12 protein-coding genes are annotated in these 12,589 nt (G+C 62.5%); 4 read left to right on the forward strand and 8 right to left on the reverse strand.

What is annotated here, in order from left to right:
* The first annotated feature begins 126 nt into the window (after positions 1-126).
* Together ACMGE0_RS09665 and ACMGE0_RS09670 are read left to right on the forward strand one after the other, a co-directional pair.
* Positions 127-1,062, forward strand: coding sequence for a tyrosine recombinase XerC (locus ACMGE0_RS09665; protein ID WP_436815637.1), 936 nt, complete (start codon positions 127-129; stop codon positions 1,060-1,062).
* Positions 1,063-1,141: 79 nt separating this feature from the next.
* A complete protein-coding gene (locus tag ACMGE0_RS09670; RefSeq protein WP_436815638.1) occupies positions 1,142-2,215 on the forward strand; it encodes a TraB/GumN family protein in 1,074 nt (357 codons plus the stop codon).
* Here ACMGE0_RS09670 and ACMGE0_RS09675 read toward each other — a convergent pair.
* Positions 2,208-2,699 (reverse strand): cytochrome b, encoded by a 492-nt coding sequence (locus ACMGE0_RS09675; protein WP_436815639.1) that lies wholly within the window; start codon positions 2,697-2,699, stop codon positions 2,208-2,210. The genes ACMGE0_RS09670 and ACMGE0_RS09675 overlap by 8 nt on opposite strands.
* Positions 2,700-2,884: 185 nt before the next feature.
* Between ACMGE0_RS09675 and ACMGE0_RS09680 the strand changes: the two genes are divergently transcribed.
* Both ACMGE0_RS09680 and ACMGE0_RS09685 read left to right on the forward strand, forming a co-directional pair.
* On the forward strand, positions 2,885-3,175 hold the full coding sequence (locus ACMGE0_RS09680) for a ribbon-helix-helix domain-containing protein (protein ID WP_436815640.1): 291 nt from the start codon (positions 2,885-2,887) through the stop codon (positions 3,173-3,175).
* Positions 3,162-3,518 carry a type II toxin-antitoxin system RelE/ParE family toxin gene (locus tag ACMGE0_RS09685; RefSeq protein WP_436815641.1) on the forward strand — a complete coding sequence of 119 codons (357 nt, stop codon included), beginning with the start codon at positions 3,162-3,164 and terminating at the stop codon, positions 3,516-3,518. Before ACMGE0_RS09680 ends, ACMGE0_RS09685 begins: the two co-directional genes overlap by 14 nt.
* Positions 3,519-3,520: 2 nt before the next feature.
* Here ACMGE0_RS09685 and lpdA read toward each other — a convergent pair whose 3' ends face one another.
* From lpdA to sucC, 7 genes are all read right to left on the reverse strand, one after another.
* Positions 3,521-4,927 (reverse strand): dihydrolipoyl dehydrogenase, encoded by a 1,407-nt coding sequence (gene lpdA, locus ACMGE0_RS09690; protein WP_436815879.1) that lies wholly within the window; start codon positions 4,925-4,927, stop codon positions 3,521-3,523.
* 40 nt (positions 4,928-4,967) lie between these two features.
* Positions 4,968-5,471 carry a hypothetical protein gene (locus tag ACMGE0_RS09695; RefSeq protein WP_436815642.1) on the reverse strand — a complete coding sequence of 168 codons (504 nt, stop codon included), beginning with the start codon at positions 5,469-5,471 and terminating at the stop codon, positions 4,968-4,970.
* 4 nt (positions 5,472-5,475) lie between these two features.
* A complete protein-coding gene (locus tag ACMGE0_RS09700; protein WP_436815880.1) occupies positions 5,476-5,892 on the reverse strand; it encodes an MAPEG family protein in 417 nt (138 codons plus the stop codon).
* A 15-nt stretch (positions 5,893-5,907) separates the two neighbouring features.
* Positions 5,908-7,161, reverse strand: coding sequence for a 2-oxoglutarate dehydrogenase complex dihydrolipoyllysine-residue succinyltransferase (odhB, locus tag ACMGE0_RS09705; RefSeq protein ID WP_436815643.1), 1,254 nt, complete (start codon positions 7,159-7,161; stop codon positions 5,908-5,910).
* A gap of 63 nt (positions 7,162-7,224) precedes the next feature.
* Entirely contained in the window at positions 7,225-10,221 is a 2,997-nt protein-coding gene (locus ACMGE0_RS09710; protein ID WP_436815644.1) for a 2-oxoglutarate dehydrogenase E1 component, read from the reverse strand.
* A 240-nt stretch (positions 10,222-10,461) separates the two neighbouring features.
* Complete coding sequence (gene sucD, locus ACMGE0_RS09715; protein ID WP_436815645.1) at positions 10,462-11,367, reverse strand: succinate--CoA ligase subunit alpha; 906 nt, start codon at positions 11,365-11,367, stop codon at positions 10,462-10,464.
* Between the two features lie 19 nt (positions 11,368-11,386).
* Positions 11,387-12,580, reverse strand: a complete 1,194-nt coding sequence (gene sucC / locus ACMGE0_RS09720; protein WP_436815646.1) for an ADP-forming succinate--CoA ligase subunit beta — start codon at positions 12,578-12,580, stop codon at positions 11,387-11,389.
* Positions 12,581-12,589 lie beyond the last annotated feature (9 nt).

The raw sequence follows: 12,589 nt of genomic DNA on the forward strand, positions 1-12,589 counted from the left end.
AGCTATCGCAGCCCCGTATGTTCGAACGATGACATAATTACTACTTGCTAAGGAAGCCTTAGGAATTTCGTAACGCCGTCCACAGCAATCTGGGGCGCTCATTCTCAGAATTCAACAGGCCCCGGATTGAACGAACTGCTGATCATCGCCGCACCCGATCTCGTCGAGAAGCGCCGCGAGTGGCTTGAAAGCCTGGCGAGCGAACGGCGGCTTGCGGAAAACACGCTGGATGCCTATGAGCGCGACACCCGGCAGTTCCTGACGTTCCTGACCGCGCATCTGGGCGGTCCGGCCAGGCTTTCGGATATCCACACATTGCGCCCGGCGGACCTGCGCGCATTTCTCGCCGCACGCCGCCGCGAAGGGTCGGGAGCCCGCTCGCTCGGCCGTCATCTGGCGGGGCTTCGTTCGTTGCTCCGCTATCTCGAACGCAAGGGTCTGGTGAACGCCGCAGCCGCCGGCGCGATCCGCGCTCCCAGGCAGCCGAAATCGCTCCCGAAGCCGCTCACCGATCGCCAGGCGCTCAATCTCGTCACCACCGACGCGCAATTGCAGGAGGAGCCCTGGATCGCCGCGCGCGACGCCGCCGTCCTGACCTTGCTTTACGGCTGCGGCCTGCGCATCTCCGAAGCGCTTGGCCTCAGACCCGCGGACCTGACGCCCGGCGCGACCACGCTCCGCATCACCGGCAAGGGCGGCAAGACGCGTATCGTGCCGCTGCTGCCGATCGTGTTCGACGCAGTAGCCTCCTACAACAAGCTCTGCCCCTATCATCTTGAAGCGGATAAGCCGCTTTTCCGCGGCGCGCGCGGCGGGCCGCTGCAGCCGGCGATCATCCAGCGCGAGATGCAGAAACTGAGAAGCGCCTTCGGCCTGCCGGAGACGGCGACGCCGCATGCGCTGCGCCATTCCTTCGCAACGCATCTTCTGGCCGGTGGCGGCGACCTGCGCACCATCCAGGAGCTCCTGGGCCATGCCAGCCTGTCGACGACCCAGGTCTATACCGGCGTCGATTCCACTCGGCTGCTGGAGGTCTACGACCGCGCCCATCCGCGAGCATGAAGAAAATTTAAACCATCTGTGTTAAGCGCTTGTGGAATGGGTCTTGCTAATGTGCCGGCGACCATTCCGGACGGATGACATGATGACTCCCGCCTTTTCCGCTACCGCTCTTTTCAGGCGCGCCCAGGATTTCACGCTGTGGCTGATGGCAGCCGCGCATGTCATCGCGCTTGCTTCCCTTCTTCTGGTCCTCGGTTCGCTATCGCCCGCTCGCGCCGAAGCGCCGGCTTGTCATGGCAGCAATCTCCTCGATGAGCTGAAGGCCGAGAACCCGAAGGAATATGACCGGGTGATCGCCGAGAGCGCGAAGGTACCGAACGGCAAAGGCATCTTCTGGAAGATCGAGAAGGACGGAATTGCGCCCTCCTATCTCCTCGGCACCATGCATGTTTCCGATCCGCGGGTGTCGAAGATGCCTTCCGGAGCGGCTGAAGCCCGTGCCGCGGCGAAGACCGTCGTCATCGAATCGGACGAGGTCCTGGACGAGAAGAAGGCGATGGCCGGTATGCTGGCAAAGCCGGAACTCACCATGTTCACCGACGGCAACTCCATCGACAAGCTGCTGTCCAAGGACGACCTCGCGGTTGTCGAAGCCGGCCTGAAACAGCGCGGCATCTCGCTTTCCGCCGTATCCCGCATGAAACCGTGGATGCTGATGGCCTTCGTTTCGCTTCCGGCCTGCGAGATGGCCCGCAAGGCGCAGAACACCGACGTTCTGGACAAGCAGATCGCGCTGGATGCCGCAGCCGCCGGCAAGCCGGTGAAGGGGCTGGAGACATTTGCCGAGCAGTTTTCGACGCTGGCGGCCATTCCGATCGATCTGCACATGAAGTCGCTCGTCGAGACGATCAAGCTCGGGCCGAAACTCGACGACGTCTTCGAGACCATGACCGATCTTTACGTCTCCGGCGACATCGGGCTCACGATGCCGCTCCTGAAGGCGGTCGCCCCCGACGGCAGCGACGATGCCGGTTATGCCGAATTCGAGGAGCTCGTGGTGACCAAGCGCAACCATCTGATGGCCGAGCGCGCCGCCCCCATTCTCGCCGAAGGCGGGGCCTTTATCGCCGTCGGCGCTCTCCATCTGCCGGGCGAGGACGGCCTTGTCCAGCTTCTGAAGGATCAGGGCTTCACCGTCACGGCAGTCAACTGACGCCACTCGTCATCCGCTTGAGGATATTGGTCTTCCAATAGAACTGGTGCACCAGCACGCCGGCGATATGCGCAATGATCAGCGCCCACATGAGGAGCTTCATCGGCCCGGCATGCGCAAAGGCAGCCGTCCTGTTTTCGAAGTAATAGGCACCTATGCCAGCGAACGGCATCATGAAAAACAGCGCATAGAAGGCCCAGTGGCTGATCCTCGCCACCACGCGCAGGAACGGTGGCTCTTCCCTGGGCTCCGGGGGCACGCCTTGGACGAAGCGCAGACAGAGGCGGACGAGGCCGAGCGCAAGGACGCTGATGCCGACATAGGCGTGGATGTTCGCCGCACTCACCTGATCAGGCGTCGGCGTCTGGCCACCAAACGCAAGCCTTGCGTAGGTCTCCATCGCGTCGGTGAAGAGCAGGTTGAAGAGGATCAGGGCAGCCATGACCCAGTGAAGGATCCGCTGCGGAACGGAGAAGGATGCCATTTCTCGACCTTTCCCGAGAGGCTGGAACAACGGCACCCATGTTATGGGCAATTACTCAGCTCACAAGCGGAAGCTGCGAACCTGTCTGAGATTTAATCCAGGAATTGATAAAGTACGCGCCGGAGCAGGAAGGGCAGGTGGAAATCGGTCGGATTTTATCCTACTATGCAATAAAGGAGTCGATCATGCAAAGTGCCGAAAAACTCAGTATCACCATGACGCGGGATCTGATGGAGACCGTACGTGAGAGCGTAGCAGCCGGGGAATTCGCAACCATAAGCGAAGCGATGCGGAATGCAGTGCGCGTATGGCAACGTCAGCGGCTGGAGGATGCTGAGCGGCTGGAAGCAATTCGCGCGCGGATACGCCGCTCGATCGATGATCCGCGTCCAAGCCTGACTGCGGAAGAGATGGAAGACGAGATGGCTGCTTATATGGCGCGGGCGAAAAAAGCCGGCAGAGATGCGGCGTCTTAAAGTTACCTTTCGACCAGAAGCCAAGCGAGAGCTGCAGCAAATATATGATTACATTGCCGAAGCGAGCGGCAGCCACTCTGTGGCCGAGCGCTTCGTCAAGCGGATCCTAATCCGGTGTCGAAAGATTGGCGACATTCCATACGGTGGGCGCTCGCGAGATGATCTTCAAATGGGCCTGCGGACGGTGCCGTTCGAGAAATCCGCGGTCATAGCCTATCGCGTCGGCGAGATGATAAATATCACCATATCTTCTATGGCGGTCGGGACTACGAGACACTCTATAAAGGTGCATCGGAGCAGGAATGAGCATCGCCCGGATATGGCCCGGGCAACGCTCCGTTGAGATCACATATGGATCGGCTTGAAGAAGGTGGCGAGTGCGGCTTCCTTCACCGCTTCCGACATGGTCGGATGCGCATGGCAGGTGCGGCCGAGGTCTTCCGACGAGCCGCCGAATTCCATCAGCACGGTGATTTCGTGGATCATCTCGCCGGCACCGAAGCCGACGATATGGCCGCCGAGAACGCGATCGGTCTCCTTGTCGGCAAGGATCTTTACGAAACCCTCGGTCGCGAGCATCGCACGGGCGCGGCCGTTCGCCGTGAACGGGAACTTGCCGGCCTTGTAGGCGATGCCTGCGGCTTTCAGCTCCTCCTCGGTCTTGCCGACGGAGGCGACTTCCGGCTGGGTATAGACGACGCTCGGGATGACGTCGTAATTCACATGGCCGTGCTGGCCGGCGAGGATTTCGGCAAGCGCCACGCCTTCGTCCTCGGCCTTATGGGCCAGCATCGGGCCGCGCACCACGTCGCCGATCGCATAGATGCCGTCGACATTGGTCTTGAAGTGATCGTCGATCTCGACGCGGCCGCGGTTGTCGACCTTCACGCCGGCCTCTTCCAGACCGAGGCCTGCCGTATAAGGCTTGCGGCCGGTGGAGATCAGCACGACATCGGCCTCGATGGTCTGCGCCTCGCCGCCCTTGACCGGCTCATAGGTGACCTTGGCGCCCTTGGCCGTTTTTTCCACGCCGGTGACCTTGGCCTCCGTGCGGATATCCATGCCCTGCTTCTGCATCATGCGCTGGAACTGCTTCGCTGCCTCGCCGTCCATGCCGCCGAGCAGCTTGTCGAGATATTCGACGACGGTGACCTTGGCGCCGAGCCGCTGCCAGACCGAACCGAGTTCCATGCCGATGACGCCGCCGCCGACCACCACCAGGTGCTCCGGCACTTTTTCGAGCGCGATGGCGCCGGTGGACGAAACGATGACCTTCTCGTCGATCTCGACATTGACGCCCGGGATGCCGGCGACGTCCGAACCGGTGGCGATGACGATGTTCTTGGTTTCCAGCTCCTGAACCTTGCCGTCCTCACCGGTCACGGAGACCTTGCCTGCGGAGACGATCTTGCCGGTGCCCTGGAAGCCGTCGATCTTGTTCTTCTTGAAGAGGAAGGCGACGCCGTCGACGTTCGACTTCACGGTCGCGTCCTTGTGCGCCATCACCTTCTCAAGGTTCAGCTTGGGAGCCGGGACCTCGACGCCGAGCGCATCCATGCCGTGGCCGACGTGGTGGAACATCTCGGAAGCATGCAGCAGCGCCTTGGAGGGAATGCAGCCGATATTGAGGCAGGTCCCGCCGTAGGTGGCGCGCTTTTCCACGACCGCGACCTTGAGGCCGAGCTGGGCAGCCTTCACCGCGCAGACATAGCCGCCCGGACCGCTTCCGATTACGACGAGATCATAAGCCATCATCAATCCTTCTCTTGATAATCCGCGGAGGAGCCGTGGCTCACGCCGCCCTGCATTCCTTGAATTCGTAAAGGTCCCAGGGCACCTGGCCGAGACCGCTTTTCTCCCACAGCGCCGAGTGGCGGATCGCCGGACCGATGCCGGGCATGAGGACCGCGTCCGGCGCCTGAGTGCCCTCCGCGCCCAATATGTCGATATGGCCCGTCGCCTTATCGAGCGCATAGGGCACACCCGTCCAGACCGTGCAGGCCCTGAGTTCGGCCCCTGTCGCATCGCCCTCGGGGCAGTTGTTCATCACCATGCCGGCCGGGCGCCGCGCATCCTCGTCATACATGACATGGCCGTCGAGCTTCAGTTTGCCACCCGTGATGGTGAAAAGGTGGCTGACCGCCGCCGAATCCGAGCCCACCGGCCTGAACGACAGCACTGTGCCCGCATCCGCCTCGACGAATACGGCCTTCTCGATCGCGCACCGCTCCTCTGCCGATGCCATTGCCGGCATCAGGCAGAGCGTCAGAAGCCATGACTTGGAGAAAGCGATCATGGCATCACCGGAAGAGCGCGATCATCATGGCGAGCATCCCGGCCATGCTGATCAGCCAGACGAAGGACCGGAAATACGCAATGCCCGCCAGATAGAGCGGCAGGTAGACGATCCGGGCGACGAACCAGATCCAGCCGCCGACCAGGCCTAAGCCCGATGCGTCGTCGCCTGAGAAGGCGACGCCGAGCAGAAGGCCGACGAAAGCCGGATAGGTTTCCTGGAAATTCTTCGACGCCCGCGCAGCGCGGCCGGCCAGTTTGCCTTCCGGTTCCAGCCCCTCGTCCCGCGGCCCCGCATTCCATTTGGAGCCAAGCTCACGCGTTGCAAGCGTGCCCTGCAGCAGGATTTGAAGGACGAGGAGGATCACGCTCAGGGCGAGCAGCGTCATGTAAGGCGTTGCCGTGACCCCGAGCGTCTCCATCATTCCGTTCCCGAATTAAAGATCGAGAACCAGGCGTTCCGGATCTTCCAGGCTTTCCTTGACGCGGACCAGGAAGGTCACCGCCTCCTTGCCGTCCACCATGCGATGGTCATAGGAGAGCGCCAGATACATCATCGGGCGGATCACGACTTGGCCGCCGATCGCAACCGGACGCTCCTGGATCTTGTGCATGCCGAGGATGCCGGACTGAGGCGCGTTGAGGATCGGCGAGGACATCAGCGAACCGTAGACGCCGCCGTTCGAGATGGTGAAGGTGCCGCCCTGCATGTCGGCCATCGACAATTGGCCGTCGCGGGCGAGTTTGCCCAGGCGGCCGATATCTTTCTCGATCTCGGCGATCGACATCTGGTCGGCATCGCGCACGACCGGAACCACGAGGCCCTTGTCGGTGCCGACGGCGACGCCGATATGGCAGTAGTTCTTGTAGATGATGTCGGTGCCGTCGATCTCGGCGTTGACCGCCGGCAGCTCCTTCAGGGCGTGCGTTACCGCCTTGGTGAAGAAGCCCATGAAACCGAGCTTCACGCCGTGCTTCTTCTCGAAGATGTCCTTGTATTTGTTGCGCAGGTCCATGACCGCCTTCATGTCCACCTCGTTATAGGTGGTGAGCATGGCGGCGGTGTTCTGCGCATCCTTGAGGCGGCGGGCGATCGTCTGGCGCAGGCGCGTCATCTTCACCCGTTCTTCGCGGGCGGCATCCTCGACCGTCGAGGGGCCGCGAGCGGCGGCCGGAGCAGCAGGCGCAGCCGCCGGAGCGGAAATGCCCTTGGCGACGGCGGCGATCACATCACCCTTCAGGACCTGCCCGCGCTTGCCGGAGCCTTCGATTTCGGCGGTCGAAACGTTGTTGTCCGCAGCGATCTTGGCGGCAGCCGGAGCCGGCGGCATGGAAGTAGCGGCAGCAGCAGGCGCTGGAGCGGCAGCGGGAGCAGCCGCGGCCGGCTCGGCGACCTTGGCCGGAGCGGCTTCCGCAGGCCTGGCGGCCGGAGCAGCCGCGGCAGCGCCTGCGCCGCCCTCGGCAATCTGGCCGAGCAATGCGCCGAGGCCGACGGTCTCGCCGTTGTTGGCGACGATCTCGGAGAGCACGCCGGCGGCCGGCGCCGGAACCTCGACGGTCACCTTGTCCGTTTCGAGCTCGAGCAGCGGCTCGTCGGCCTTGATCGTGTCGCCGACCTTCTTGAACCAGGTGCCGACGGTTGCCTCGCTGACGGACTCGCCGAGAGTAGGTACGCGGATTTCGGTGGCCATGATCTGTTTCCGTATTCTGTCAGATGGTGTTTGCGAAAATGGATGAGAGAGCGGCTGAAAAGATCAGCCGCCGAGCGCGTCTTCGAGGAAGGCTTCGAGCTGCGCCAGATGCTTCGACATCTGACCGGTTGCAGGGGATGCCGCTGCCGGCCGGCCCGTGTAGCGCACGCGCTGGTACTTGGCATCGATATGGGCGAGAACCCATTCCAGATAAGGGTCGATGAAGGCCCAGGCGCCCATGTTCTTCGGCTCTTCCTGGCACCAAACCATTTCCGCATTGCGGAAGCGGGAAAGCTCGTTGATGAGAGCCTTGGCCGGGAACGGATAGAGCTGTTCGATGCGCAGCAGATAGACGTCGTCGATGCCGCGCTTTTCGCGCTCTTCCAAGAGGTCGTAATAGACCTTGCCCGTGCAGAGCACGACGCGGCGGATCTTGTTGTCCTTCTGCAGCTTGATCGGACCGTCCTTGATCACCTCCGCATCGTCCCAGAGGAGGCGATGGAAAGAGGATTCGCCGGCCATTTCGGCAAGCGTCGAAGTGGCCCGCTTGTGCCGCAGGAGGGACTTCGGCGTCATCAGGAGGAGCGGCTTGCGGAAATCGCGCTTCACCTGCCGGCGCAGGATATGGAAGTAGTTGGCCGGCGTCGTGCAGTTGGCGACCTGCATGTTGTCTTCCGCGCACATCTGCAGCCAGCGTTCCAGACGGGCCGACGAGTGCTCCGGCCCCTGGCCTTCGTAACCGTGCGGCAGCAGGCAGACGAGGCCGGACATTCTGAGCCATTTGCGTTCGCCCGACGAGATGAATTGGTCGAACACGACCTGCGCACCGTTGGCGAAGTCGCCGAACTGTGCCTCCCAGAGCGTCAGCGCATTCGGGCGTGCCAGCGAGTAACCGTATTCGAAGCCCAGCACCGCCTCTTCCGAGAGCATCGAGTTGATGACTTCGTAGCGGGCCTGGGTCGGCGAGAGATTGGCAAGCGGAATGTAGCGCTCTTCCGTATCCTGATCGTAGAGCACCGAATGGCGCTGCGAGAACGTGCCGCGCTCGCAATCCTGGCCGGACAGACGGATCTTGGTGCCTTCCACCGCAAGCGAACCGAAGGCCAGAGCCTCGGCCATCGCCCAGTCGATGCCTTCGCCCGTCTCGACCATCTGGGCGCGATTTTCCATGAAGCGCTTGATGGTGCGATGCGCATTGAAGCCTTCCGGAACGGTCGAAAGCTTGCGGCCGATCTCCTTCAGCTGCTTCATCGGCATGGCGGTCTTGCCGCGGCGCTGCTCGTCGGCATTGTCGGCCGAGCGCAGACCCGACCATTGGCCATCCAGCCAATCAGCCTTGTTCGGCTTGTAGCTCTGGCCGGCTTCGAACTCGGTCTCGAGATGGGCGCGCCAGTCGGCCTTCATCTTCTCGAATTCGCCTTCGCTCAGCAGGCCTTCGGCGATCAGGCGGTCTGCATAGATCTGCGCGACCGTCTTGTGGCCGCGGATGACCTTGTACATCTTCGGCTGCGTGAACGCCGGCTCGTCGCCTTCGTTATGGCCGAAGCGGCGGTAGCAGAACATGTCGACGACGACCGGCTTGTGGAACTTCATCCGGTATTCGGTAGCGACCTTGGCGGCATAGACGACCGCTTCCGGATCGTCGCCGTTGACATGCAGGATCGGCGCTTCGATCATCTTGGCGACGTCGGACGGATAAGGCGACGAGCGCGAGAAGGCCGGATTGGTGGTGAAGCCGATCTGGTTGTTGACGATGACATGCATCGTGCCGGCGACTCGATGGCCGCGCAGGCCGGAAAGGCCGAGGATTTCGGCCACGACGCCCTGGCCGGCGAAGGCGGCATCGCCGTGCAGCAGGAGCGGCAGAACCTTGGACCGCTCCTTCAGCGGAATGATGTCGCCTTCCCAGACCTTCGCGAGCATGTCCTGCTTGGCGCGCGCCTTGCCCATGACGACCGGGTTGACGATTTCCAGATGCGAGGGGTTCGCGGTCAGCGACAGGTGCACCTTGTTACCATCGAATTCGCGGTCGGACGAAGCACCGAGATGGTACTTCACGTCGCCGGAGCCTTCGACTTCATCGGGCTTGAAGGAGCCGCCCTTGAATTCGTGGAAAATCGCCCGGTGCGGCTTGCCCATGACCTGGGAGAGCACGTTGAGACGGCCGCGGTGCGGCATGCCGAGAACGACTTCCTCAAGACCTTCCTGGCCGCCGCGCTTGATGATCTGCTCCAGCGCCGGGATCAGCGATTCGCCGCCGTCCAGACCGAAGCGCTTGGTGCCCTTGAACCTGACGTCGAGAAACTGCTCGTAGCCTTCAGCCTCGACGAGCTTGGAGAGGATCGCCTTCTTGCCTTCAGGCGTGAATTCGACGCCCTTGCCGGGACCTTCGATGCGTTCCTGGATCCAGGACTTCTCTTCCGGATTGGAGATGTGCATGAACTCGACGCCGATCGTCGAGCAATAGGTTCGCTCCAGGATCTCGATCATCTCGCGAATGGTCGCGTATTCGAGGCCGAGCACGTTGTCGATGAAGATCTTGCGGTCGTAATCGGCTTCCGTGAAGCCGTAGGCCGTCGGCGAAAGCTCGTTGTAATCCTCCACCGGAGCGGCAAGGCCGAGCGGGTCGAGCTTGGCATGCAGGTGGCCGCGCATGCGATAGGCGCGGATCATCATGATGGCGCGCACGCTGTCGCGCGTCGCCTGCAGCACGTCCGCATCGTTGACCGGCTTGCCGGTTACCGCGGCGGCGGCTTCGGCCTTCGCCTTTACCTTGCCCTCCATGGCCTTTTCCACGGCCGGCCAGTTGCCGTCGAGCGCCGAGACCAGTTCACCATTGGCGACGACAGGCCAGTTCTGTCGCTGCCAGGAAGCTCCCTTCGCCGCCTTCTTCACATCGTCCGGATTGTCGGCGAGCGCCTTGAAGAAGGCCTGCCATTCCGGCGCAACCGACGCCGGATCGCTTTCGTACCGGGCGTGGAGCTGTTCGATATAGGCCGCGTTCTGCCCGTCGAGGAAAGAGGTGATGAGGAACTGCTCGTTGGCTTCTTGCCGTGCCATGGTTTCTTTTGCGGGCGCCGCGCCCGCCTCCTGACGTGGTCGGAACCGGAAGATATCCGGTATCCGCATTTTCTTGTCTTATCGTCTGCTATCTCGAGCCGCCGAGGCGGCAAGCGTTCCCGAGAGCTTAATCGGGGGGCGCTCAACCAGGACAGGCAAGGCATGCACCGCTTCGCCTGTCCGAAGCTTGTCGGATCGATCGCTGCCTATCTGCCGGCAGCGACCGTCCCTTATGTGGCGTCAGCCCTTGAGGACTTCAACCAAGGTCTTGCCGAGACGGGCCGGAGACGGCGACACCCTGATGCCTGCCGATTCCATGGCCGCGATCTTCGATTCCGCATCGCCCTTGCCGCCGGACACCACCGCTCCCGCGTGACCCATCGTGCGGCCCTTCGGTGCTGTACGGCCCGCGATGAAGCCGGCCATCGGCTTCTTGCGGCCCTTCTTGGCTTCGTCCTTGAGGAACTGCGCCGCGTCCTCTTCCGCCGAGCCGCCGATCTCGCCGATCATGATGATCGACTGGGTGGCTTCGTCGGCCAGGAACATCTCGAGCACGTCGATGAACTCGGTGCCCTTGACCGGGTCGCCGCCGATGCCGACGGCCGTCGTCTGGCCGAGGCCTTCGTTGGAGGTCTGGAAGACGGCTTCGTAGGTCAGCGTGCCCGAGCGGGAAACGATGCCGACCGAACCCTTGCGGAAGATCGAGCCCGGCATGATGCCGATCTTGCACTCTTCCGGCGTCAGCACACCCGGGCAGTTCGGGCCGAGCAGGCGCGACTTCGACTTGTCGAGCTTCGCCTTGACGCGCACCATGTCCATCACCGGAATGCCTTCCGTGATGCAGACGATAAAGGGGATCTCAGCCTCGATCGCCTCGATGATCGCATCGGCGGCGCCGGCCGGCGGGACATAGATGACCGACGCGTCGGCGCCGGTCTTGTCCTTGGCTTCCGCGACAGACGTGAAGATCGGCAGCGACGTGCCATCGACGCCCGACGACCACGATTCGCCGCCCTTCTTGGGATGAACGCCGCCCACCATCTTGGTGCCGTAATAGGCGAGCGCCTGTTCCGTATGGAAGGTCCCGGTCTTGCCGGTCAGGCCCTGGACGATGACCTTGGTGTCTTTATTGACGAGGATAGACATTCTTTCCGGTCCTTCCAGATTAGGCTTCGATCGCCGCGACGATCTTCTTCGCCGCGTCGTCAAGGTCGTCGGCCGCCGTGATGGCGAGACCAGACTCGTTCAGGATCTTCTTGCCGAGCTCGACATTGGTGCCCTCCAGGCGAACGACGAGCGGAACCTTGAGGCCGACTTCCTGCACCGCCGCGACGACGCCTTCGGCGATGACGTCGCAGCGCATGATGCCGCCGAAGATGTTGACGAGAATGCCTTCGACCTTAGGGTCGGCGGTGATGATCTTGAAGGCCGCAGCCACCTTCTCCTTGCCGGCGCCACCGCCGACGTCGCAGAAGTTCGCGGGCTCCTTGCCGTAGAGCTTGATGATGTCCATCGTCGCCATGGCGAGGCCTGCGCCGTTGACCATGCAGCCGATATTGCCGTCGAGCGCGACATAGGCGAGGTCCCACTTGGAGGCCTCGATTTCCTTGGCGTCTTCTTCCGTTTCGTCACGCAGTGCCTTCACGTCGTCGTGGCGGAAGAGTGCATTGCCGTCGAAGGACATCTTGGCGTCGAGAACGCGCAGGCGACCGTTCTTCATGACGATCAGCGGATTGACCTCGAGAAGAGCCATGTCCTTCTCGTTGAAAGCCTTGTAGAGCGCCGGGAACAGCGACTTGGCATCCTCGGCGGCAGCGCCTTCGAGCGCGAGGGCCTTGGAGATTTTAGCGACGTCTGCCGCCGTCACGCCCGCTTCCGGATCGATCGCGATCGTATGGATCTTCTCGGGCGTGTCGTGGGCGACGGCCTCGATGTCCATGCCGCCTTCGGTCGAGACGACGAAGGCCACCCGGCCGACCGAACGGTCGACCAGCAGCGAGCAGTAAAGCTCGCGCTCGATGTCGGCGCCGTCTTCGATATAGAGGCGGTTGACCTGCTTGCCCGCTTCACCGGTTTGGGCGGTCACCAGCGTGTTGCCGAGCATTTCCTTGGCGTGAGCAACCACTTCGTCGATCGACTTGGCGAGACGCACGCCGCCCTTGGCTTCCGGCGCAAGTTCCTTGAACTTCCCCTTGCCGCGGCCGCCGGCATGGATCTGGCTCTTAACCACGTAGAGCGGGCCGGGGAGCTTCTTGGCGGCGGCTTCGGCCTCTTCGACCTTCAGGATGGCCACGCCTTCGGCAACCGGCGCGCCGTAGCCCTTCAAGAGAGCCTTGGCCTGATATTCATGAATGTTCATGGGTTTGTC

Source organism: Neorhizobium descurainiae, from assembly GCF_051400715.1.
Classification (GTDB): Bacteria; Pseudomonadota; Alphaproteobacteria; order Rhizobiales; family Rhizobiaceae; genus Neorhizobium.